The following is a 21525-nucleotide window of genomic DNA, read 5'->3' on the forward strand; positions in this document are numbered from 1 at the left end:
AACATCCTCCCGCGACACGCAAAGACGCCGGTCTGAAGACCAGCGCCCACGCGCCCGGTGCCCGCGGGCCCTGCCGCTTGTCAGGATCACTTCCCGATCCGCTCTTTCCAGATCTCCCGTGCCTTCTTCGACACACCGTCCGGCACGGAGTGGCCCGCGCCCGGCATGTCCAGCATCACCTTGTCCTTCACCGGCAGCTCGTTGTAGGCCGCGTACACGCTCGTCGGCGGGCAGACCCCATCGACAAAGCCTGCGGAAACGATGGCCACCTTCGCCTTGCAGCGGGCCGCGAAGTTCACGTTGTCCACATAGCGGGACGCCTCCAGCACCGCCGGGTCCGGGCGGCCGTCCGTCACCGGCACCATCTTCGGCCAGCCCGCCACGCGGTTCGCCAGCATGCCGCTGTGGTCGCAGCCCGCGGGCACGTGCGCCACCATCACCGTCACCCGGTCATCCAGCGCCGCCGCGGCGAACGCCTGGAACCCACCCTGGCTGCCACCGGAAACGACGACCGTCTTGCCGTCCCACTCCGGCTGGCTGCAGAGGAAATCCAGCGCCCGCTTCGACCGCAGGAACATCCCGACAAAGTAGCCCTTCTCCCGCGACTCCCGGCCGATCGCCCGGTAGTTGTTCAGCTCCGCCCTGCCCAGCGCGTCATAGAACGCGCCGTCCTTGCCGTTGTCGATGCCGTGCGCGTTGATGTCCATCGCCAGCATCCCCTGCGCCGCCAGGCCCGCCGTCCCCGGCAGGTTCGCGCTGCGGATGCCCGCGCCGTGCAGCGTCAGGATGATGGGCAGGGACTTCGGCTTCGCGCCCTTCGGCCTGGCGAAATATCCGGACACCTTCGCCCCCACGCAGTCCACCCGCGTGTCAAAGCTCTCCACTTCCTTCTCCTTGTTCTCCACCGGCTTCAGCACCGGGTTCTGCGGCACCGCCGCCAGCTTCTCCAGCTGGTCCTTCCAGAACGCGTCGAACTCCTGCGGGAACGGCATGCTGCGGCCGATCCGGTCCGGGGAGTAACCCACGCCCCAGGATCCGGCGGCGCCCTTGCCGTCCGGCTCCGCGCTCACCTTGCACAGCAGGAATCCCGGCTCATCCAGCTTTCCCGTGATGGTCGCCTTCCCGCCCTGCAGCTTCACCTTCCCCTTCGTCGTCGGGTCCACCCCGTCCTTCGTCATCGTCCAGTGCAGCTCCGCGTCCGGCGCCACCTTGGAGTCCGCGCCCAGCGTGATCGTGAAGGTCGCCGTCTCCCCGGTCTGGTAGAGCGCGTTCTCATGGTCCGCGCGGACCGTCCACGCTGGTCCGGCTTCTTTCGCACAAAGGGTGGAGATCATCCCCGCGCACATCACGGGGACCAGGATTCGGAACGGGTTTTTCATGAAAGGGTCGGTCAATGGTTGAAGATGAACTCCTTCGAGTTCAGCAAGGCCCAGAACACGTCTTCCAGCGTGTCCCTCACCTCCTCAGGCTTCTGCGCCTCCGCGACGGCCGCCAGCAGTTTCCCGCTCTCCATGTCCGTCGGCTTCCGGCTCAGCGCCTTCAGGTACATCTGCTCGATGATCTCCTTCGGCTCCTTCTTCGCCGCCAGCAGGTCGGCCACCACCTTGCCGCGCTTGATGCGGTCATGCGTGTTGTCACCGTTCAGCAGGTGGAGCGCCTGGGAAAGGTTCGGCTCCATCTTCACCTCGCAGGAACACACCGTCGCACGCGTCGCACGGCCGAAGGTCGTGAGGAAATAGTTCGTCGTGTTGCCATCCGCGATCTGCACCGCCTTCGCGCCCAGCGGCAGGCCCTTGAACTTGTTCGGCGTCTTCGTCACCGCGGAGATGGAGTCCAGCAGCACCTCCGCCCGCACCCGGCGCACCATGGAGTGGGAGAAGTTCCGGTTGTCATCAACGTTCGTCTCATTCGTCCGGGTGGACAGTTGGTACGTGCGGGAGTTGCAGATGTCGCGCACCAGCTTCCGCAGGTCGAAGTTGTAGGAAACGAAGCGCTCCGCCAGCTCATCCAGCAGCTCCGGGTTCGACGGCGGGTTGGACACGCGGACGTCATCCACAGGCTCCACGATGCCCACGCCGTTGAAGTGCGCCCACACGATGTTCACCACGTTGCGCGCGAACCATGGATTGTCCTTCGACCCCAGCCACTGCGCCACGGACTCCCGGCGGGACTGCCCGGGCTGCAGCTCCGGCTTCGGCCCGCCCAGGAACTTCGGCGGCACCGGCTTCTTCGTCACCAGGTGCGGGATCTCACCGCCCTCGTCATACACCACGCGCTCACGCGGGTCCTCCGCCGGCTTCCGCTTCACCTGCGCGAAGAACGACGCGAAGCCATAGTAGTCATCCATCGTCCACCGGTCGAACGGGTGGTTGTGGCACTGCGCGCACTGGATGCGCGTGCCCATGAACACCTGCGCCACGTTCTCCGTCAGCTTCATCACGTCCTGCTCCACCTGGAAGAAATTCGTCGCCGGGCTGGAGAACGTCCCGCCCTTCGCCGACAGCAGCTCCACCACCATCTCATTGAGCGGCATGTTCGAGGCGATGCGTTCGCGCAGCCAGTTGTAGTAACCCAGCGCCGCCTTGTAGGAGACCGACTGCCCGCCGTTGTTGAACGTGCGGATCTGCATCAGCTCCGCCCACTTCATCACCCACATCTCCGTGAATTCCTTGCGGGAAATCAGGTCGTCGATCAGCACCTCCCGCTTGTTCGGACGCTTGTCCTCCAGGAAGGCCGTCCGTTCCTCCGTCGTCGGCGGCACGCCCACCACGTCCAGGAACACCCGCCGCAGGAACACCTCATCCTCCGCCACCGTGGACGGGATGATGCGCAGCTTGTGCAGCTTCTCCGCCACCAGCGGGTCGATGTAGTTCGCCGCCGGGAACTCCGGCCGCGCGTACTTCACATCCTTCGGGATCACGATCGCCTGCGCGCCCTCCGTGAACAGCGCGAACCGCGCCAGCAGGAACGCCTCCCCGCGGTTCTTCGACACCGCCACCCCGTCCGACTTGTGGATCGCCACCGAGTTGTCGTTGGACGTGGAGTAGGTCGAAAGCGTACTCACATCCCGGTCCGTGCCGTCGGAGTACGTCGCGCGCACCGTCAGCGGCACCTGGATGTCAGGCCCCGTCAGCACCATCTGCTTCGGCTCCACCTCGATGGAGAGCGGCTGCGGGATCTCCCCCTTGTCATACTCCGCCCCGTCGCGGATCCACTGCACCAGCGTCTCATGGAACGGGGAGCCTTTCTCGAACAGCTTGCCACCCGTGTGCGGCACCGTCCCGTCCGCCTTCGTCAGCAGCAGGGAGTCCTCCGGCAGCGCCAGGTTGATCCGGCGGCCCGCCATCTCATGCGTCAGCCGGAAATGGTCCCCCTTCGGGTCGAAGCCGTAGAGCGTCAGGTGGAATCCATCCTGCCCGCGCGCGGACCCGTGGCAGGAGCCCGTGTTGCAGCCCGCCGCCGTCAGCACCGGCATCACATCCAGTTGGAAGGAGATCGGCCGCGGCTTCGCGGAGTCCTTCACCGTCACCGGCACTTCCGTCTTCAGGCCGCGGTATTCGATGGAAAGCTTCGTCGTCCCGTCCTTCTGCGGGCGCAGCGTCGTCCCCGCCAGGCTCGCCAGGGAGGCGTCCGCCAGCGTGATCTTCGACTGCTTCGTGATGTCATGCGTGGACGCGTCCTTGAACCTCGCCACGATCACCACCCGGTGGAAATCCGCCGCCGTCTCCAGCGTCACCGCCTTCGGGAACGCCTCGATCGACGCGATCTCCGGGTCCGCCGGCGCATCCCAGCCCGGCAGCGCCGTCTTCGACCGCGGGGACATCACCACGGACGCGTCACCCCACGCCGCTCCGGACTCGATCCATTTCTCCAGCGCCGTCACCTCCGCCGGGGAAAGCGGCGGGCCGTGCTTCTTCGGCGGCATGATCTCGTCATCATCCGCCGCCAGCCGCACCCGCTTCACCAGCTCGGACCCGCCCGGGTTCCCCGGCACGATCGATTCGCCGGAATCCCCGCCCGTCAGGAAATCCTGCCGCACCTCCAGCACCAGCCCGCCCTTCGCCTCCTTTTTCGTATGGCACTCCAGGCACTTGCTTTCCAGCACATGGCGCGCCGCGTCGAACGGCGTCTTCGGGCCATAGCCTGCCGGCGCATCCGTGCCGAAGGCACCTGCCACAGCCGGGATCAAAGTCAGAAGCGGGATCTTCCAGTGCATCCCCAACATACGCGGCTCGCCCTCATTCCTTTACACTCCGCTTCATTATTTTTGCGCAGCCCCGCGACGGGTGTTTTTCAAACCACGGATTACACGGATTTCACGGATTGAATAAGATGACCACTGATTCCACTGATTTACTGATTATTGAAGAAAATGAACCTGATGCCCCGGCCTCACGAACGGATCTCCTCTTCAAATCAGTAAATCAGTGGAATCAGTGGTAATCCTTCCCCCAACCTCCAGATCCCCCAATTACCTTCCCCTCTTCAAAGTTCGGCGTTGGACGTTCAATGTTCACCCCCCAAAAAATCCGCGGAATCCCTCTTCAATCCTCTTAATCTGCGCTTGAAAAACAGCCACCCACCCCCGGCACCCCTATCTCCAACACCCCACCCACCCTTTCCCAACTTCAATGTTCGACGTTGGACGTTCGATGTTCGATGTTCCCAAAAAATCCACTTTTCTCCCACTGCCGGGTTGACAACTCCCTCCGCATTCCTAAAGTCCGGCCCCCGCGCCGCTGGAAAAGCGGTTCCAAACTTATTTCATACCAGGTCCCGCCATGAGCAAACGCACTTACCAGCCATCCAAGCGCACCCGCAAAGCCCAATTCGGTTTCCGCGCCCGCATGGCCACCAAGGCCGGTCGCGACATTCTCCGCCGCCGCCGCCAGAAAGGCCGCAAGCGCCTCATCCCCAAGGGTGTCGAGCTCAAGTACGCCCGCCACACCACCCAGCACAACTGAGCTGGGCTTGGGTCGCGCCGAGGTGCTTGCCAATAGCAGCCCGCCATGCGTCTCCCGAGAAAGTGCAGCATGACGAACCGCGCGGACTTCGCGCGGGTCAAGACCACCGGTCACGCGAAAGCTGGCCGGTTCGTCATTTTAAGCACATTGCAGGATCCGGCGCTGGACACCATCCGCACCGGCTTCATCACCTCAAAGCGGTCCGCGAAGCGCGCGCACGACCGCGTCCTCATGCGCCGCCGCTTCCGCGCCCTGGTGCAGAAGCACGCCCCCCAATTCGCGGAAATCCGGCGTTTCCTCGTCACCATCGCCCGTCCCGGCGCTTCGCAGGCGACATTCCAGGAAATTGAGGAAGATTGGGTCCGCCAGGCACGCCGCCTCGGCCTCTTCCCGAAACCCGACGCCTCCGCCCAGCCGTGATCTCCCGCGCCGCCACCGCCTTCATCCGGGCAGGCATCCGCTTCTACCAGCGGTTCCTCAATCCCCTGCTGAAAGCCGCCGCCGGACCCGCCGCGGGCTGCCGCTACACCCCCACCTGCTCCCACTACTTCCTCGGCGCGGTGGAGACCCACGGCCCCCTCAAAGGGAGCTGGTTGGGAATTTGCAGGATTTTCCGCTGTCATCCCTGGGGGGGCTACGGTTATGACCCCGTCCCGCCGGCCGGCACTCCAACCGACCAACCGCGGAAACAGCACTGCGGCTGCGGAGGCCACCACCACCACTAACGAGATTTTCCCCACACCATGTACGACCGCAAAACCTGGGTGATCGTCGCCCTCTGTGCCATCCTGTTGGCCGTCAACCTCCACTTCTCCAGCCAGAAACGCGCGGAGGAAGCCCAGAAGAAGCAATTCATCGAGCAGACCCAGAAAGCCGCCAAGGCCGCCGACGCCGCCGCCGCCACGGACCCTGCCGCCGCACCCGCCGCCGCCCTCAGTGACGAGGCCGCCCTCCCACCCACCGAGGAGGAAACCTTTGTCCTGGAGAACGACAAGATCGCCTTCACCTTCACCAACATCGGCGGTGGCATCAAGCAGGCGCTCTTCAAGGACCAGTTCCAGGTCGGCAGCAAGACCCGCCACGTCATCGTCAACGACAAGGCCGCCGCCGCCATCGGCGCCTTCGCCGACTCCAAGGGCGAGTCCTTTGAGAAAACCGTCTTCGCCTTCCCCAAGGACGAGGCACCCGTCCCCGGCAAAAAGGTCAGCTACATCGCCACCCTCCCCTCCGGTCTCATCGTCAAAAAGACCTACTCCCTCATCGACCCCACGGAGCCGGGCGCGCCCTACCTCCTCGACTTCGATCTCAGCGTCCAGAACGAAGGCGCAGGCGCCCTCAACCTCGGCCAGTGGAGCATCTTCCTCGGTGAAGCCGCCCCGCTCTACCAGAAGGAGGACATGCACCAGACCGGCTTCTTCTGGCGGGAGAACGGCAGCATGCACTTCGAGGAAGTCACCGGCTTCCTCGGCGGCGGCATCACCTTCTCCAAGCCGAAGAACCTCATCACCAGCCCGAACGACGAAGTCATCGAGTTCGGCGGCGTCGCCAACCAGTTCTTCACCACCGTCCTCCGCGCGAAGAACCCCGTCGCGGGCGAGGTCTGGGGCCGTTCCTCCAACTACCAGCTCATCGACGGCGAAAAGACCCTCCACTCCATCCGCGCCGGCCTCCGCCTCCCGGAGACCAACCTGAACAAGGCGGATGGGATGAAGACCTTCGGCTACCGCCTCTTCATCGGCCCGAAGGACAACACCATGCTGCGGAAGATGGACAACCGCGAGAGCGGCTGGGGTGACGTCATGCAGTACGGCTTCTTCTCCCCCGTATCGCGCGTCCTCAACTGGATCCTCAACCTGCTCCACACCGGCCTCGACAACGTCGCCAAGCACTGGTCATGGGGCCTCGCCATCATCTTCCTCACCATCATCGTCCGCGGTGCCATCTGGCCCCTCCACGCGAAGTCCACCCGCACCATGAAGCGGATGAGCAAGCTGCAGCCGGAGATGGCCAAGCTGAAGGAAAAATACCCGGACGATCCCAACAAGCTCAACACCGAGATGATGGGCCTCTACAAGAAGTATGGCATCAACCCGCTCGGCGGCTGCCTGCCCATGCTCCTGCAGATCCCCATCTTCTTCGGCTTCTTCCGCATGCTCCAGTATGCCGTGGAGTTCCGCGGCCAGGGCTTCCTCTGGGTCCAGGATCTTTCCCAGCCGGACACCCTCACCCACGTCATGGGCGTCCCCATCAACATCCTGCCCATCGTCATGGGCATCACCAGCTTCGCCCAGATCGCCATGACCCCGAAGACCGGGGACAAGATGCAGCAGCGCATCATCATGTTCATGCCGCTGATCTTCTTCTTCTTCTGCTACAACTTCGCCTCCGCCCTCGCCCTCTACTGGACCACCCAGAACATCTTCTCCATTGGCCAGACCTGGCTCATGAACAAGATCCCCGAGCCCGAGCTCAAGGCCCGCGCCGACGGTGGCAAGAAGAGCTGGGTCCAGCGCATGGCCGAGCGCCAGATGGAACTCCAGAAAGCCCGTGAAAAAGGCGGCCACGGCGGCAGCGGTGGCACCGGCATGCGCGACGTCACCCCGGAGAAGAAAAAGCCACGCGGCCCCCGCACCGGCGGCTGAGCGTAGCTGCCTTTCACCGTAGCTGTGGCGTCCCGCCGCAGTTCCTCCCCGTCAGCACCGCGACCGCCGGGCGCGCCTTGGCTCTCGGGCCGATAATCCCCACGGACATCCATCCCGGGATCAAGCCCCACCGGCTCCCCTGTGGCAGCGAAGGTCGTGGGACCTTCGGCTGTGGGGGAAGTCCCCCGGAAAGCCCAACGCCTATCCTTCAGGTGCCATCCACCCTGCCGAACCTATCACGAGGTTCGCTGCCCCCGCCAAGCCAACTCCCTCACTCCCCGTCCTTCGCATCAAAGGTCAGCACCCTCACCAACGCGGCCGAGTGCCACGTCACCAGGATGCCCACCAGCAGCATCAGCACTAGCAGCAGCACGTTCGGCGACGGCTGAGACACCGCCGATCCCATCATCGCCTCCATCTCCAGGCGGATCTTCCTCATTTCCGCCACCACCACGAAGCCGTGCACCGACTTCAGCACCATGTAGAGACCGATGAGGCGGACGATCAGCGTGGGAGTTCTCATAAAGGGAGGAACACCTAACAACCCCCGCCCGCGGCATCCACACCAAACGTAGCGGAAGTCGTGAGACTTCCGGTTGGGGGGAGGTCCATGGGGGCCGGAGCCGTTTCCCTGACAGACGTCCACCCCGCCGAAGCTCTCACGAGCTTCGCTACCCCCCGGATCCTCCACCCTCCATGGAGCTTCGCCCTCTCCGCAACCTCCCCGCCTCCGCGTTTCGTTTCATCTTCGGAAAACCATCCGTTTCATCGTCCCGGCACTGATCATTGATCACTCGGCACTCCCCCGCAGGGGGCCTCCCGCCTCCGTGTTTCGTTTCACGGACGGAATCATTCCTCCCTCACCAGCGCCATCATCAACACATCATGATAGACCCCGTCGATCCGGATGGCCGCGCGCTTCGTTCCCTCCATCACGAAGCCCAGTCTTTCGTAAAGCGCGATGGCATTCGCGTTGTCCACGCGCACCGTCAGTTCCAGCCGGGTCAGGCCCCGGTCCCATGATCTCCGGATCGCCTCCTCCAGCATCCTGCGCCCGTGGACTTTCCCCCGGTAGGCCGGCAGCAGCCCCATGCCGAGCGTGCCCACATGCGCGCGCGCGTCACCGAATGCGGGTGTCACATCACACCAACCCAACACGCGCCCGTCATCCACCGCCACCAGATGCGGGAAACCCGCCTTCGCCAGGCTGCGGTAGTAGGCCACCGACGACTCCAGCGGCGGCACCTTCACCCCCGCCAGATACTTCCGCTCACCCGCCACCGCATCCGTCACCGCATGCAGCCCCGCATGATGTTCCTCCCCCGCCGTCACGATCTGAAATCCCGTCATCCCCCCACCATGCCGCACGCCCCCGCCCGGAGGAAAGCATAAGGAGTAGCGGATCCCAAAGTGTAGCGAATCTCGTGAGAGATTCGGCGGGGCGTCGCTCCCCCTGCAAACCAGCTCCAGCCCCCGAACGGACTTCCCCCCAGCCGAAGGTCTCACGACCTTCGCTACCCTCACAGATCCGCACCGCCCCCACGGCACACCTTCCGGCCTGGGACCGCGGGATTCATCCCGCCCCGGAGAATCCAGCCAGCGAAGCCAAGCGGACTGAAGGCCGCGCTCCGTCCGTCCACCCACGATCCACCCCCAACCTCTCTTCATTTCAACGTTCAATGTTGGACGTTCGATGTTCGATGTTCAAAGTCCCCAAAAATGCCACCACCCATCCACTCCCTCCACCCGTCCGCCGGATCCACGGGTGGGGAAATCATCACCCCCTTCCTCACCGGTGGCAGTTTCCGCGCGGAGCACATCGCCTCCTTCGGCCATGCCAGCCCGCCCGGCCATTGGTATGACCAGGACCAGCCGGAGTGGGTCGCCCTGCTCACCGGCACCGCCTCCATCGAGTTCGGCGACGGCACCGTCCACCTCCGGGCAGGCGACCACCTCACCATCCCCGCGCACGCCAGGCACCGCGTCACCGCCACCAGCGCGGACGCCACGTGGCTCGCCCTCCACTACCAGCCATGACCGGCCCTTCGCTCAGCGGCGGCGGCGGCCGATGAGGACCATCATTCCCAGACCACCCAGCAGGGCCGCGGCAGGCTCCGGCACGTAGGTGACCGTGACATCGTCGATGAACAGCGACGTGTTCGTCACGTTGCTGGCAAAGGCGATCTGGTTGAACGTCAGGTAGCCCGCGTTCGGCGCGCTCGCGTTCCCCGTCGCAAAGGTCGTCCCGTCGATGCTGCCGGTCAGCGTCACCCCTGCCGCCGTCGCGGTGATGCGCATGACGGCCGTGTGCAGGTCCGTGTCATTCAGCCCCATGTTCACCGCGTTGCTGCCCACCGCGCTGGACCGGTCGTCCCCCGTCAGGATCCCGTTCGTGCCACCGAACTCGCGGTAGAACGCATTCGTCACCGTCGTCGGGCTGCCGGTGGAGACATTGCCGTAGTAGCCCACCGAATTGATGCCCGCGTTCGGATCATCCCGGTTCGCCGCATCCGCGGTCATCGTCTCTCCCAGGGCATTGTAGAGGCCGAAGCGGAAGCCGTTCGTCGAGCTGTTGGGCGAGCTCGTCCCATGGCGGAAGGAAAAGGAAAGCTCCACATAGTCCCCGATGGCCAGCGTGATGCCGGACGGGATGCTGCCGACGACACCCTGTGACGCCGCGGTCGGCGTGATGCGGAGCTGGTTCCCCTCCACCGCCAGCGTCTGGCTCGAACTGTTGGTGAACCACGGGATGTCCAGCGCGTCCGTGCCATCCGTCCGGTCACCATCGGTGAACGAGTCACTGACGATCGTCGCGGCGGATACAGGCAGCCACGCCGCCGCCAGCGACAGGCACAGGAAAGGGATGCGGGGAGTTTTCATGCGGGCACCCTAAAGACCCGCGGAATGATGAGGCAACCCCAAGTTCATCCCCCTTTTGGGGCATTGCACCTTCTTGTCCTAATAAATCCTCCGCCCCGGCATCCGCAGGTAGTCCGCCGCCAGCGCCAGCGCCTCCTCCCGGCACGACTCACCCGACGGGATCAACCGTTCCTCCGGCGGCAGCACGAACTGCCTGAAAAACTCGCTGTCATCGAAGCCGATCTCCGCCGCGTCCTCGATACGGAATCCATAGTAGATCCGCCCCACCCGCGCCCAGTGGATCGCCCCCAGGCACATCGGGCACGGCTGCCCCGTCGTGTGGATCTCACAGCCCTCCAGGGAGAACGTCCCCAACCTCGCGCACGCGTCGCGGATGGCCGTCACCTCCCCGTGCGCCGTCGGGTCGTTCGTCTCCAGCACGCGGTTCCACCCCTCCCCCACGATCTCCCCGTCCCTCACCACCACCGCGCCGAACGGCCCGCCCGCCCCGCGGGTCATCCCCGCACGCGCCAGCTCGATCGCCCGCAGCATGAATCGTGAAACATCACTCATAGGCCCCCATCACGGAACCCCGCGCCGCCCGCGTCAAGGAGCAAGGGGAGGTAGCGAACCGCAGGGGTAGCGGAAGTCGTGAGACTTCCGGCTGTGGGGAAGTCCGTCCAGGACCGGAGCCGCTTTGGGAGAAGAAACCACAGATGAACTCAGATGGAAGGGATCCATCCGGAGATTCTTATCCGTGTTCATCCGCGTCCATCCGTGGTTCATTTCCTCTCCTCCCAAGTGCCATCCACCCCGCCGAAGCTCTCACGAGCTTCGCTACCCTTGGATGCACCTCGCAGGGGTAGCGGAAGTCGTGAGACTTCCGGCTGGGAGGACGCCCACAGAAAACCGACGCCTTCTCTCGGGGACCAGAGCCGCTTTGTTCATGGTGGATCCACCCCGCCGAAGCTCTCACGAGATTCGCTACGCCTCATATTCGCTACCCCCCTTCAATACCCCATCGGCCCCAGCAGGCTGATGTACCACTGCCACAGCTTCCACCCGCCGAACATCCACGCCACCGCGCCCATCACCAGGAACGGCCCGAACGGCAGTTGCCTCCCGAAACCGATCCTGCCGATGATCGCCGCGAAGATCGCGAAGATCGACGCCGCGAACAGCGAGAACAACACCCCCGTCCATCCGAAGAACGCGCCGATCATCCCCAGCAGGTGCACATCACCCATCCCCATCGCCTCGCGCGGGATCACCACGGACAGCGCCGTCCCATCCACGGACTTCACGTCCTCCAGCTTCCTCACCGTCCCGTCCGGCAGCTCGATCTCCATCTCACGGATCACCATCGTGCCCTTGCCCACCGACCCGCCGTTCACGCGGATGTCCCCCGCCTCCACGATCAGGCGGTCGGACTTCCGGGAAAAAATGTCCCACCACGGGATCTCCTCACCGTCGATGACGAACAGCATCGGATCCTGGTCGCCCACCGGCTCCTTGATCATCCACTCCACCGGCTGGTCGAACTTCATCGCCTTCTTGCCGAACGCCTTCTTCCCCAGCTCCACCACCACCCACAGGCCGAAAAAACCCACCGCCCAGCCGATGCCGCCCTGCACCAGCGCCGTCTTCCAGTCCCCGCCGTAGCCCGCCATCACCGGCAGTTGCGGCCACAGCACGCACCCCGCCAGACCCGCCACGGACCCCGCCCACGTCAGCCCCGTCGGGATGATGAGGTGCTCCGCATCGATGAACGTGATGGAGATCACCAGCGCCATCATCACCCACAGCGGCAGCACCACCACCGGCGGGAAGACCCACCACACCGCCGCGAACGCCACCGCCGTCAGCAGCTCCACCGCAAAGTAGCGGAACGCGATCGGCGCGCCGCAGTCCGCGCACTTCCCGCGCAGCAGCAGCCAGCTCAGCAGCGGGATGTTCCGGTGCATCGGGATCGGCTTGCGGCACTTCGGGCAGAACGAGCGCTTCGGCTCGTTCACGGAAAGCCCCAGCGGCACCCGGTAGATGACCACGTTCAGGAAAGACCCGACACACGCGCCGATGAAGATCGCAGGGACATACCAAAGCCAGTGGTCGAACGGAGGAAACACGGTGGAGCGATTCAATACCCAAGCCTCCTTGAGTAAAGCACGGAAGGATCCGCTGGCAACGCTGCCCCAAGAAACCTCTGGATATCCGCCGGCGCTTTGCCTATCCCCCCATGTATCATCCGATGAATCACCCCGGGATCTCCGCCCATCGCCTCCGCACCGCCTTCCGCCGCTGGCTGGAGATGCCGGGGTTGCTGATGCTCATCGTCCCCTTGTTCTATTTCTTCGGGGCGACAGGCGTGATTGCCCCACTCTTTCCCGGCTGGGAGAAAGACGGGCGTGAGGTACCCGTCACCGAAGTGTGGGCCGCTGGCGTCGCACCCACAGTCATGGGCATGGGAGCGGCGATGATCCTCTTCGCCTGGCTGCTCCATCGCGGCTTTCCGTGGGTGAGACATCTCGTCATGGGGCTGCTGTTGCTCGCCATCATCGCTCCGCTCTTCGATACCGAAGAACCGGGTGCGCCGCCACTGGCCGTCACTGCCGCGTTCATCTCGGTTTTCGCATTGGTGGTGCTGCCTGCCGCCTATTTCTACCTCTACCGCAGCCGGAAAGCGGTCCGTCATTTCACCGGATCCCCGAGCGCTGGAGCCGTGTGACTCCATCCGCTGCGGCGGCCGCCGGCTAGGGGTGACCAGTGGACAAGCGAACCAACGCCGAAGAAAGATCATCGTAGTCCCCCTCCCCGCGCAGCAGGTCGTCCGGCACCTCCGCGCAGCGTGCCGCAGCGGCCCGCCATTTCTCCTCCGTCATCGTCGTGAAAAAGTCCGCCAGGCTTTCCTCCAGCGGTTCCGGGATCTCCCAGCCGCAGCCGTTCTCCGCCACCCAGCGGCCCGTCTCCGTCCCCGCCGCCGCCAGCGCCGGCGTCCGGAACAGGCCGCCCTCATAGATCCGGTTCGGCAGCAGCCACGCCGAGTTCCCACCCGGGTCGGACTCGTCGAAGCACCAGTTGAAATCCACCGCCCCATACATCCCCGGCAGATCATCCGGATACGCATACGGCCCGCCGAACACCATCCCCGGCACCTCCCCCAGCAGCTCCGTGAAATCCTCCGCGATGGTCCCGGAAGCATACCCACGCAGGACGAAGTGTACCTTTCCCCGCAGCCGCTCCGCCAGCGCGCGCACCAGCTCCATGCTCCTGCGGCAGCGGAACGCTCCGGAATAGCCCACCACCCACGGCGCACCACCACGGGCCGGGCGCTCCTTCCCCGCCACCACCGGCACACCCGCGGACGGATACACCTTGTTCTCCAGCAGGAAAATTTCTCCGGTGAACCCCTGCACCGGCCCGAAGTAGTGCCGCACGAACCCCGGCGAGGTCGTCACCAGCAGCGCGCTGCGCCGCAGCACCCACCGCTCCACCGCGCGCATCATCTTGGAAACCACGCCGCTCCCCGTCATCGCCGGCTGGATGTCCGCCAGCTCCAGCACCAGCGGCGCACGGCTCCCGGACAGGAACCGCCCGCACAGCGCCAGCGCCGCATTGTCCGTATTGATCGCATAAATCAACCCGCACTCCCCCAGCCGGTCCCGCTCCCGCCACAGCGTCAGCAGGCTTTTTCCCAGCGTGAAAAGCCGCTGCACGTAGCGGCGGTTGTATGTCGTCCCCAGATCCACGTCCTCCCACGCCGGCGGCGCATCCGGCTTCCCCCGGTCCCGGTGGAACGTGAAGCCCACCACACCCCACCCCTGGTCCCGCAGCGCGGAGATCCGTTTCACCACCCGCGCATCCCCGCGTTCATGGGCAAAGAATGCGATGCGGTTCATCAGTAAGGAGGGTGGACACTCTTGTCCACCGGCTGCAATGGCGAATAACAAAAGATTCACCCCAAAGCCGCAAACAATGAAGCCAGCCAAAACGGCAGCGGCGCCAGTAAGGAGGGAGGACATTGCGGCTTTGCCGCTATGTCCTCCCTCCTTACTCCCCCCTTCAACGTTCGATGCTCACTTCCCCCTTGCCCCATCCCCCCATCCCGTGCAGACCATGGTGATCCGCCTATCCCCATGATCCGCACATCCCGCTTCACCCTCCATGCGCTGCTGGTCGTGGCCTGCGGCGTCGCGGGCTACATCGCCGGGTCACCTGCGGATTCCGCCGCCTCCGCGCAGCGCACCCTGAAATGGAAAGCCGCCCCGCGCGGATCGGACGATCCCCGGCCGCGGAGGATCGAGGACCCGGTGCAGGAACTCTCCCGCATCCTCCACGGGAAAGCCCAGAAGGTGGACCTGCTCTCCATCATCTCCCGCATCCCCGCCGCCCGCATGCCGGAGGCCGCCCGCCTGTTGCGCGACCATGCCGAAGCCGAGCAACTGGACCAAGGGAAATGGATGCAGTTGCAGGAATGGAGCGAGATCACCGCCGCCCTCTATTTCCACTGGGCGGAGATCGACCCCCACGCCGCGCTGGCGGACGCCATGACCTACACCCAGCGCCGCGATCAAAAGATCCCCGCCATCAGCGGCGTGCTCACCGCCTGGATGCGGACGGACCCGGACGCCGCCTACCGCGCTGTGAAGGATGACGAGCAAAGCGGCTACCTCGCCCGCGACATGATCGTCCAACTGTGGACACCGGAGAACATCTTCGAAAACGCCGACCGCTACCCGGACAAGCGCGGAGACCTCCTCGGCTGGTATGCCATCGGCCACATCGGCGACAGGGCCCGCCGCGAGATCATGCTGGAGGAGCTGCGCAAGCGCACCGACCTGAAGGAACGCTCCTGGGTCTATGCCCTCCTTTTCCGCGCCTGGGGCTACAATGACTTCGAGGCAGCGATGAACGCCGCCAGCAAGGAGAAGATCCCCTGGCTGGAGAAGCAACTGGTGGACGATAACCTGGAAGGAACGCACAACTCGAAAGTCTTCCGCTGGGCCACCGCCAACGGCCACGTGCCCAACGGCCCGCAGTGGGAAAAAGGTTACGGCTTCTGGCTGATGAATGCCCCGGAAGAGGCGCGCGCGTGGTTCGCCACCGAGTCCCCGAAATGGATCGAAGCGGGCCGCAACGACCTCGTCGCCGGGTTCCTCTCCGCGGAAATCAACCGCCCCAACAGTATCCTCGATTCTCCGCCGGAGGCTCGGGCTGCCAGGGACGCGCTCACCCGTCACTGGCAGACCTGGCACGCCGCGGATCCGGAGGCCGCCGCCCGCTGGCTGGACACCGCCCCCGCCGATATCAGCACCATGCTGCGGAAAGGAGGCACGCCTTGAACGCCCGCGCCGTCAGATCCGGCATCACCCTGGGCGCCATCTGCGGGATCGCCGCGCTGGTCGGCTACGGCCTCGCTTTGAAAGTGCCACACGCTGGCCCATCGCACGCCGCGCCCTCCCGTGGCGATTCCTCCGCAGCACGCGATGCCACAGCTCGCACCAACGGAGCGGGCGGCACCACGGACCCGTCGATGCCGCCACGGCCATCCGCCGCCTCCATCACCCCACAGTCCCGCACGCCGGAACAACTGGCCGCGCTGAAGGAAAAAATGCGGCGCGAATTTTCCGGCCATCACAACCCATGGATGGACTCCATCCTCCGCACGCGGACCGCCGCCCTGCTCGCCACCATGAGCGCGGAGGAACTGGCCATATTCCACTGGGAATCGGATGTGCGGGGCGAATCACCGGCCTTCTTCGAGCCCTGGCAGTCCGCCCTTTCGCGGGAAATCCTCCGCCAGTGGGGACTGAAAGATCCCGCCGCCGCCGCCACTGCGGAGCGCACGGCGAAAGGCTTTCCCAAGGCCGATGTCTTCGCGGACTGGATGACGCGTGATCCCGCCGCCGCGGAGAAATGGCTCATGGAGGGGAATCCCGGAAACGATCCCGCCAAGGCAAGGCTCCTGCACGCCCTGATGATCAAACGGGTGAAGGAAAACCCGGCGGAAGCCGAAGCCATGATCGCCAAGCTGCCTGAGGCCGACAAGGACCTGGCGCTCCGCAACTGGAGCCGCAGCGTCGCCAACGACCCGGAAGGCCGCGCCAAACTGCTCGCCATGATCGACGCCCGTGGTAACGAGAAAGTCCGCGAGCAATGCTACGGCGACATCGTCTCCGCCATGGCCACAAAGTCCCCGGAAGAGGCGGGCAATTTCCTCGAAAGCTCCACCCTCTCCGAGGACGCGAAGGACCGGATGATGGACCGCCTGATCGGCTCATGGGCGCAGAAAAACCCCGCCGATGCCTTCCGCTGGTGGGCCGCGCTCAAGGAACCCGCCGCCCGCCCCGGCCTGGTGACCGCGATGAAGGAATGGTATTTCAAGGACCGGGAAGGCCCCGCCAACATGATCCAGTCCCTGGACCATGGTCCCGTCAGATCCGCCTTTGAGGAAGAGGCCGTCACCCACTACGCCCGGCTGGATGACTTTTCCGGTGCCACGAAGATCGCCGCGGCCATCCAGGACGACGCCGCCCGCGTCCGCCAGATGAGGATCATCAAGCGCTACTGGGACGAAGTGTCAAAGGACGCCTCCGCCGCCTGGCTGGCCACCCTGCCGGAAAAGGACCGTGACGCGGTGAAGTGACGTATCACCAAGGGTAGCAAATCCCAAGAGTAGCGAATCTCGTGAGAGATTCGGCGGGGCGTCGATCCCCCAAACAAACCCGCCCCCCAACGGACTTCCCCCCAGCCGAAGGTCTCACGACCTCCGCTACCCCTGCGGCCGCGCTCCAAGGGTAGCAAATCTCGTGAGAGATTCGGCGGGGCGTCGATCCCCCGGCAAACAAGCTCCGGTCCCCAACGGACTCCCCCCCAGCCGAAGGTCTCACGACCTCCGCTACCCCTGCGTATCCGCCCCGCCTCCACGGCACGCCTTCCGGCCTGGGACCGCGGACTTCAGTCCGCCCCGGAGAATCCAGCCAGCGAAGCCAAGCGGGATAAATCCCGCGGTCCCAGTGATCCCACCATGATGCAGCAAGCTGTCTTAGCCTCTCCCCCATCTGTGTCCATCCGCGTTCATCCGTGGTTTCTTCTCTTCCCGCAAACAAACTCCGGCCCCCTGAGGACTTCCCCCCAGCCGAAGGTCTCACGACCTCCGCTACCCCTGCGGCCGCGCTCCAAGGGTAGCGAATCTCGTGAGAGATTCGGCGGGGCGTCGATCCCCCGGCAAACCCGCTCCGCCCCCCAACGGACTTCCCTCCAGCCGAAGGTCTCACGACCTTCGCTACCCCTGCGCATCCGCCCCACACCCACGGCGCATCTTCGCCAGCCTGGGACCGCGGACTTCAGTCCGCCCCGGAGAATCCAGCCAACGAAGCCAAGCGGACTGAAGTCCGCGCTCCGTTCACCCCCCAACCTGAAAGTCGGGAGCCCTTCGCTAATCTTTCCGGAGGGGCGCACGCCGTTGCGCCCTCTTCGTGGGCAGGACGTCACCTGGCCTCCCGGCATGGGCGAATCGGCGCGCGCCCCTCCACCCGATGGTCACCTCTTCGCCAGCCTGGGACCGCGGACTTCAGTCCGCCCCGGAGAATCCAGCCAGCGAAGCCAAGCGGGATGAATCCCGCGGTCCCAGTGATCCATTCCCAATCTTTCTCCCAATCTGCGGAATCCCCCATCAATCCTCTTAATCCGCGCTTAAAAAACCGTCACCCCACCATCCAGCCCCATTCCCATCACCTCCCCCTCCACCCTCTCTTCACTTCAATGTTCGATGTCCCCCCCCAAAAAAAAGCGGCGGTCATATCGACCGCCGCTCTTGGAAAAGATGGAAAGAAAGATCAGGCCAGCGCCGGGGTCTGCCGCAGTTGGCGGATGAGCGCGCGGGTTTCCGCCTGCCAGTCACGCATCACTTCGCGGGAGAGTTCCACGCGCTTCGCGGCGGCTTCCTCCAGCTCGTGGTAGTTCTTGGAAATCTTCTCCACCACCTCATGCAGCGCGTCGGCGGCACGGTGGGCGGCTTCCGCGGCGCGGTGAGCGGCGTCCGTTGCCATCTGGGCGACACCGTGGCCGTCCGGCAGCGGGGTGGCGCGCAGTTCCTGGATGCGGAGGTTCGCGCGGCGGCGGGCCTCATGCATCTCGGACAGCAGGATCTTCGCGTCCGGCACGCGGCGGAGGTTGTCGGCCAGGCCGAGTTTGGACAGCGTCCAGATCGTCCACTTGCTCGGGTCCCACTGCCATGGCTTCACGCCGTTGCGGTAGTCGTGCTGGAACTCGTGGTGGTAGTTGTGGTAGCCCTCGCCGAAGGTGAGGAACGCCATGATGGCGCTGTCACGGGCGCTGTGCTTCGTGGAGTACGGCTGGCGGCCCACGGTGTGGCAGAGGGAGTTGATGAAGAACGTGCAGTGCTGCGCCACCACCACCCGGGCGACGCCGGCGATGAGGAAGCCACCCAGCGCACCCGTCCATGGATCGAGGCCCATCCAGGAGTTCCAGGCGTAGCCGAGGATCGGAGGGATGATCAGGCCGACGACCAGGCCGATCCAGTGCACATACTTGTGCTGCCACATGACCAGCTTGTCCTTTTTCAGGTCCGCCACGTTGTCCATCGGCGGCTCCGGGTTCAGCTTGAACAGCAGCCAGCCGATGTGCGCCCAGAAGAAGCCCTTCGAGATGTCATACGGATCATCATCGTGGTCCACGTGCTTGTGGTGGCGGCGGTGGTCGGAGGACCAGTCCAGGCAGGAGTTCTCGAACGCGCACGCGCCGAAGACCAGGGTGAACAGCTTCACCGGCCACTTCGCCTTGAAGGAGATGTGGGAGAAAAGACGGTGGTAGCCCACGGTGATGCTCATCATCGTGAAGCAGAGGTAGACGAAGAACATGGCGATCTGGAACAGGTCGATGCCATGGTGGAAGACGTAGATGGGAACGCCGATGAGCGCGATGAGCGCGGTGCCGATGAGGAAACTGCTGGTGGTCCAGTTGACTCGGTCGAATGGAATGCGATGCATAGGTTTGGTAGCACGTCCGCAGGGACCGGTATGGAAACGAGCCGCGGGAAATGAACTCCGGCGGCTCGCTGCGGGCGTCGCAACATAGGCCCGCACAGAGGGGGATGCAAGCCCGCCTTTCCGCGATTTGCGCCCCTCCGCAACCGTCCGCCAGCTCAGCGCAACCAGCCGTCAACCACCGGCGCCAACCGCCCCGCCAGGTCCGCCGCGAACCACGCCGCCAGCCCTCCCGCCACCACGTCCATGGTGTAGTGCGCCCTGAGTATCAACACGGTAGCAGCCTCACCCGCCGCCACCAGCACCGCCGCCACCCCCACCCATGGCGGGGCCACCTGGCAGATCTCGATGGCCGCCAGCACCGCCAGCGCCGTGTGTCCGGAGAAGAAAAGGTCATTGCTCACCCCGTAGGTCACCAGCGCGCTGGGAAATCCCGGGTGCCGCCAGATCATCCCCCGCGGCGGCGGCAGCGTGCAGCAGAACTGCGACGCCTGCCGCAGGCCGAACACGATCAGCAGCCCGATGAACGCCCGGAAGCTCTCCCCGAACAAGGACATCGCGATCAGCGAAAGGCCCATCACGTCGATGAACAGGGAGCTGACCACCAGCACCCGGTCCGCCGACCGCCGGTTCCGGTAAAAGTAGCGGTGCATCCACGCCGTCAGCCGGTGGACCCCGTCCACGATGCGCTTTCCGCCGTCCGCCTTCGCCGCGATGAGGCGCTGGCTCCAGAACCACAGGCCCAGCGCCGCCACCACCACCGCCGTCCGCACCAGCACCTCGCTCATCCGCGGTCCTTTCCACCCGCTTTCCGGCGATACGCCTTCGACGCCTCCAGCATCCCCTCCATGCGCTCCCGCACCAGCGCCGTCAGCGCGTCTCCCTCCGCCGAGCGGTCCTTTTCCGCGGACACCTCCACCGCATCCCCCACCATGATGATCGCGCGGATGGGGAAATGCGGCCTCGCCCGGTCCGTCAGATCTTCCTCGAACCGCTCCACCGTCTCCAGGATCCGCTCCGGCGACGGATCATCGAAGTAGTCGTCCGGGTAGCAGTGGAGCTGCTGCACCAGATACAGCTCCGCGAAGTGCCGCCAGCGTTCCTCCCTTTCCAGCGTGGTCAGCTTTCCCGTCAGCATCTCCGGCAGGATGGCCGCGCGCAGCCGCTTCACCCGCGCCATGGCGTCCCCGTCATGCCGCCCGCCCGTCCAGCGGTTCTCCAGTGGCGACAGCAGCAGATCCTCCAGCCGCTCCAGACGTTCCTTCACCGTGCCCTCCTGTACCTTCCCCAGATATTCCATTTCCTTCAGCCCCAGCAGGGCGCGTCCCACCTTCGCGATCCGCTCCATCAACGGCAGTCCCACCTGCGGTTGCCAGGAAAGCCGCCGCTCGATCTCCTCCACCACCGGCAGCACGGACGCCTCCAGGTCCCCCTCGAAAAAGTAGCGGATGAACACCGGGTGGATCACCACCTTGCCGCGCTCCTTCCGCTGCTTCGCCGCCGCCCGCGCCATGAACGACGTCCCCTCCATGAAGGGCACCAGCCGGTCATTGCTCCGCGTGATGATCCCCTCCGGGAAAATCACCAGCGGGTGCCGTCCCTCCGCCACCAGGTTCACCGCGCACTTCAGCGATTCCCGGTCCATCCCCTCACGGTACACGCTGAAGCCCCCCACCCGCGGCAGCAGGAACCGCTGCACCCGGCTCATCATGAACACATGCCAGCTCGCGATCACATGGAACGGGCGCCGCACCTCCGCCGCCAGCGTGTCGATCACCATCGGGTCGCACGGCCGGCAGTGGTTCGCCACCACCATCACCCCATGCCCGGCGGCCAGGGACGCCCGCAGCTTCTCCGCCCCCACGCACTCCACCGCGGAGATCCCATACGTCCCCCGCAGCGTCCGCGGCAGCAGCCACCGGATGACGCGGTGCCAGAACCCGCTGTAGCGCGGCGGGATGAACTCATAGGGCTGGGTGACGATGAGGGATTGCACAGCCTCCTTCATACCCTGTTCCCCGATCCTAACGCCAATCGATAGATTCAATGCGGCCA

At 65.1% G+C, this 21525-nt stretch carries 19 protein-coding genes; 8 read left to right on the forward strand and 11 right to left on the reverse strand.

Translation table 11 applies throughout. From position 1 onward, the window contains the following. Window positions 1-86: 86 nt before the first annotated feature. Window positions 87-1379 (reverse strand): acetylxylan esterase, encoded by a 1293-nt coding sequence (locus OVA24_RS17065; RefSeq protein ID WP_267671311.1) that lies wholly within the window; start codon window positions 1377-1379, stop codon window positions 87-89. 11 nt (window positions 1380-1390) lie between these two features. Further along, window positions 1391-4216 (reverse strand): PSD1 and planctomycete cytochrome C domain-containing protein, encoded by a 2826-nt coding sequence (locus OVA24_RS17070; protein ID WP_267671313.1) that lies wholly within the window; start codon window positions 4214-4216, stop codon window positions 1391-1393. A gap of 565 nt (window positions 4217-4781) precedes the next feature. Here OVA24_RS17070 and rpmH point away from each other — a divergent pair. The 4 genes from rpmH to yidC are packed head-to-tail and all read left to right on the forward strand — an operon-like array spanning window position 4782 to window position 7606. After that, entirely contained in the window at window positions 4782-4964 is a 183-nt protein-coding gene (gene rpmH / locus OVA24_RS17075; RefSeq protein WP_324287867.1) for a 50S ribosomal protein L34, read from the forward strand. Between the two features lie 45 nt (window positions 4965-5009). After that, the gene (gene rnpA / locus OVA24_RS17080; protein WP_267671315.1) at window positions 5010-5384 is read left to right on the forward strand and encodes a ribonuclease P protein component; all 375 of its coding nucleotides are present in this window, start codon (window positions 5010-5012) and stop codon (window positions 5382-5384) included. Further along, on the forward strand, window positions 5381-5689 hold the full coding sequence (gene yidD / locus OVA24_RS17085) for a membrane protein insertion efficiency factor YidD (protein WP_267671316.1): 309 nt from the start codon (window positions 5381-5383) through the stop codon (window positions 5687-5689). The genes rnpA and yidD overlap by 4 nt, the downstream gene beginning before the upstream one ends. A gap of 18 nt (window positions 5690-5707) precedes the next feature. After that, window positions 5708-7606: a membrane protein insertase YidC gene (gene yidC, locus OVA24_RS17090; protein WP_267671318.1), complete on the forward strand. Its 1899-nt coding sequence runs from the start codon at window positions 5708-5710 to the stop codon at window positions 7604-7606. Window positions 7607-7877: 271 nt separating this feature from the next. Here the strand turns inward: yidC and OVA24_RS17095 are convergent, their stop codons facing one another. Together OVA24_RS17095 and OVA24_RS17100 are read right to left on the reverse strand one after the other, a co-directional pair. Then, window positions 7878-8129 (reverse strand): hypothetical protein, encoded by a 252-nt coding sequence (locus OVA24_RS17095; protein WP_267671320.1) that lies wholly within the window; start codon window positions 8127-8129, stop codon window positions 7878-7880. A 326-nt stretch (window positions 8130-8455) separates the two neighbouring features. Next, entirely contained in the window at window positions 8456-8956 is a 501-nt protein-coding gene (locus OVA24_RS17100; RefSeq protein WP_267671322.1) for a GNAT family N-acetyltransferase, read from the reverse strand. 369 nt (window positions 8957-9325) lie between these two features. Here OVA24_RS17100 and OVA24_RS17105 point away from each other — a divergent pair, with 369 nt between their 5' ends. After that, on the forward strand, window positions 9326-9643 hold the full coding sequence (locus OVA24_RS17105) for a cupin domain-containing protein (RefSeq protein ID WP_267671324.1): 318 nt from the start codon (window positions 9326-9328) through the stop codon (window positions 9641-9643). 12 nt (window positions 9644-9655) lie between these two features. Here the strand turns inward: OVA24_RS17105 and OVA24_RS17110 are convergent, their stop codons facing one another. From OVA24_RS17110 to OVA24_RS17120, 3 genes are all read right to left on the reverse strand, one after another. After that, window positions 9656-10486, reverse strand: coding sequence for a hypothetical protein (locus OVA24_RS17110; protein ID WP_267671325.1), 831 nt, complete (start codon window positions 10484-10486; stop codon window positions 9656-9658). Window positions 10487-10564: 78 nt separating this feature from the next. Beyond that, complete coding sequence (locus tag OVA24_RS17115; protein ID WP_267671326.1) at window positions 10565-11038, reverse strand: nucleoside deaminase; 474 nt, start codon at window positions 11036-11038, stop codon at window positions 10565-10567. Between the two features lie 437 nt (window positions 11039-11475). Then, on the reverse strand, window positions 11476-12591 hold the full coding sequence (locus OVA24_RS17120) for a prepilin peptidase (protein WP_267671327.1): 1116 nt from the start codon (window positions 12589-12591) through the stop codon (window positions 11476-11478). A 122-nt stretch (window positions 12592-12713) separates the two neighbouring features. Between OVA24_RS17120 and OVA24_RS17125 the strand changes: the two genes are divergently transcribed. Then, window positions 12714-13190: a hypothetical protein gene (locus OVA24_RS17125; RefSeq protein WP_267671329.1), complete on the forward strand. Its 477-nt coding sequence runs from the start codon at window positions 12714-12716 to the stop codon at window positions 13188-13190. A gap of 25 nt (window positions 13191-13215) precedes the next feature. Here OVA24_RS17125 and OVA24_RS17130 read toward each other — a convergent pair whose 3' ends face one another. Continuing rightward, entirely contained in the window at window positions 13216-14361 is a 1146-nt protein-coding gene (locus tag OVA24_RS17130) for a glycosyltransferase (protein WP_267671331.1), read from the reverse strand. Between the two features lie 237 nt (window positions 14362-14598). On the opposite strand from OVA24_RS17130, the gene OVA24_RS17135 reads away from it, so the two are divergent. After that, a complete protein-coding gene (locus OVA24_RS17135; protein ID WP_267671334.1) occupies window positions 14599-15804 on the forward strand; it encodes a hypothetical protein in 1206 nt (401 codons plus the stop codon). Beyond that, on the forward strand, window positions 15801-17108 hold the full coding sequence (locus OVA24_RS17140) for a hypothetical protein (protein ID WP_267671336.1): 1308 nt from the start codon (window positions 15801-15803) through the stop codon (window positions 17106-17108). The genes OVA24_RS17135 and OVA24_RS17140 overlap by 4 nt, the downstream gene beginning before the upstream one ends. 1192 nt (window positions 17109-18300) lie before the next feature. Here OVA24_RS17140 and OVA24_RS17145 read toward each other — a convergent pair. The 3 genes from OVA24_RS17145 to OVA24_RS17155 all read right to left on the reverse strand — a co-directional run bounded on the left by OVA24_RS17145 (window position 18301) and on the right by OVA24_RS17155 (window position 21478). Further along, window positions 18301-19473 carry an acyl-CoA desaturase gene (locus OVA24_RS17145; RefSeq protein WP_267671339.1) on the reverse strand — a complete coding sequence of 391 codons (1173 nt, stop codon included), beginning with the start codon at window positions 19471-19473 and terminating at the stop codon, window positions 18301-18303. A 155-nt stretch (window positions 19474-19628) separates the two neighbouring features. Continuing rightward, window positions 19629-20258 carry a phosphatase PAP2-related protein gene (locus OVA24_RS17150; RefSeq protein ID WP_267671341.1) on the reverse strand — a complete coding sequence of 210 codons (630 nt, stop codon included), beginning with the start codon at window positions 20256-20258 and terminating at the stop codon, window positions 19629-19631. Next, window positions 20255-21478 (reverse strand): lysophospholipid acyltransferase family protein, encoded by a 1224-nt coding sequence (locus OVA24_RS17155; protein ID WP_267671342.1) that lies wholly within the window; start codon window positions 21476-21478, stop codon window positions 20255-20257. The genes OVA24_RS17150 and OVA24_RS17155 overlap by 4 nt, the downstream gene beginning before the upstream one ends. Between the last annotated feature and the right edge of the window lie 47 nt (window positions 21479-21525).

It is taken from the genome of Luteolibacter sp. SL250 (assembly GCF_026625605.1).
Taxonomy (GTDB): domain Bacteria; phylum Verrucomicrobiota; class Verrucomicrobiia; order Verrucomicrobiales; family Akkermansiaceae; genus Luteolibacter.

Bases quoted from the DNA above. Each gene is read 5' to 3' on its own strand.
- rpmH (WP_324287867.1), top strand. From the start codon at position 4,782: ATGAGCAAACGCACTTACCAGCCATCCAAGCGCACCCGCAAAGCCCAA.
- yidC (WP_267671318.1), top strand. From the start codon at position 5,708: ATGTACGACCGCAAAACCTGGGTGATCGTCGCCCTCTGTGCCATCCTG.
- OVA24_RS17095 (WP_267671320.1), bottom strand. From the start codon at position 8,129: ATGAGAACTCCCACGCTGATCGTCCGCCTCATCGGTCTCTACATGGTG.
- rnpA (WP_267671315.1), top strand. From the start codon at position 5,010: ATGCGTCTCCCGAGAAAGTGCAGCATGACGAACCGCGCGGACTTCGCG.
- OVA24_RS17110 (WP_267671325.1), bottom strand. From the start codon at position 10,486: ATGAAAACTCCCCGCATCCCTTTCCTGTGCCTGTCGCTGGCGGCGGCG.
- OVA24_RS17070 (WP_267671313.1), bottom strand. From the start codon at position 4,216: ATGCACTGGAAGATCCCGCTTCTGACTTTGATCCCGGCTGTGGCAGGT.
- OVA24_RS17155 (WP_267671342.1), bottom strand. From the start codon at position 21,478: ATGAAGGAGGCTGTGCAATCCCTCATCGTCACCCAGCCCTATGAGTTC.
- OVA24_RS17145 (WP_267671339.1), bottom strand. From the start codon at position 19,473: ATGCATCGCATTCCATTCGACCGAGTCAACTGGACCACCAGCAGTTTC.
- OVA24_RS17135 (WP_267671334.1), top strand. From the start codon at position 14,599: ATGATCCGCACATCCCGCTTCACCCTCCATGCGCTGCTGGTCGTGGCC.
- OVA24_RS17130 (WP_267671331.1), bottom strand. From the start codon at position 14,361: ATGAACCGCATCGCATTCTTTGCCCATGAACGCGGGGATGCGCGGGTG.
- OVA24_RS17115 (WP_267671326.1), bottom strand. From the start codon at position 11,038: ATGAGTGATGTTTCACGATTCATGCTGCGGGCGATCGAGCTGGCGCGT.
- OVA24_RS17150 (WP_267671341.1), bottom strand. From the start codon at position 20,258: ATGAGCGAGGTGCTGGTGCGGACGGCGGTGGTGGTGGCGGCGCTGGGC.
- OVA24_RS17105 (WP_267671324.1), top strand. From the start codon at position 9,326: ATGCCACCACCCATCCACTCCCTCCACCCGTCCGCCGGATCCACGGGT.
- OVA24_RS17100 (WP_267671322.1), bottom strand. From the start codon at position 8,956: ATGACGGGATTTCAGATCGTGACGGCGGGGGAGGAACATCATGCGGGG.
- OVA24_RS17065 (WP_267671311.1), bottom strand. From the start codon at position 1,379: ATGAAAAACCCGTTCCGAATCCTGGTCCCCGTGATGTGCGCGGGGATG.
- OVA24_RS17125 (WP_267671329.1), top strand. From the start codon at position 12,714: ATGAATCACCCCGGGATCTCCGCCCATCGCCTCCGCACCGCCTTCCGC.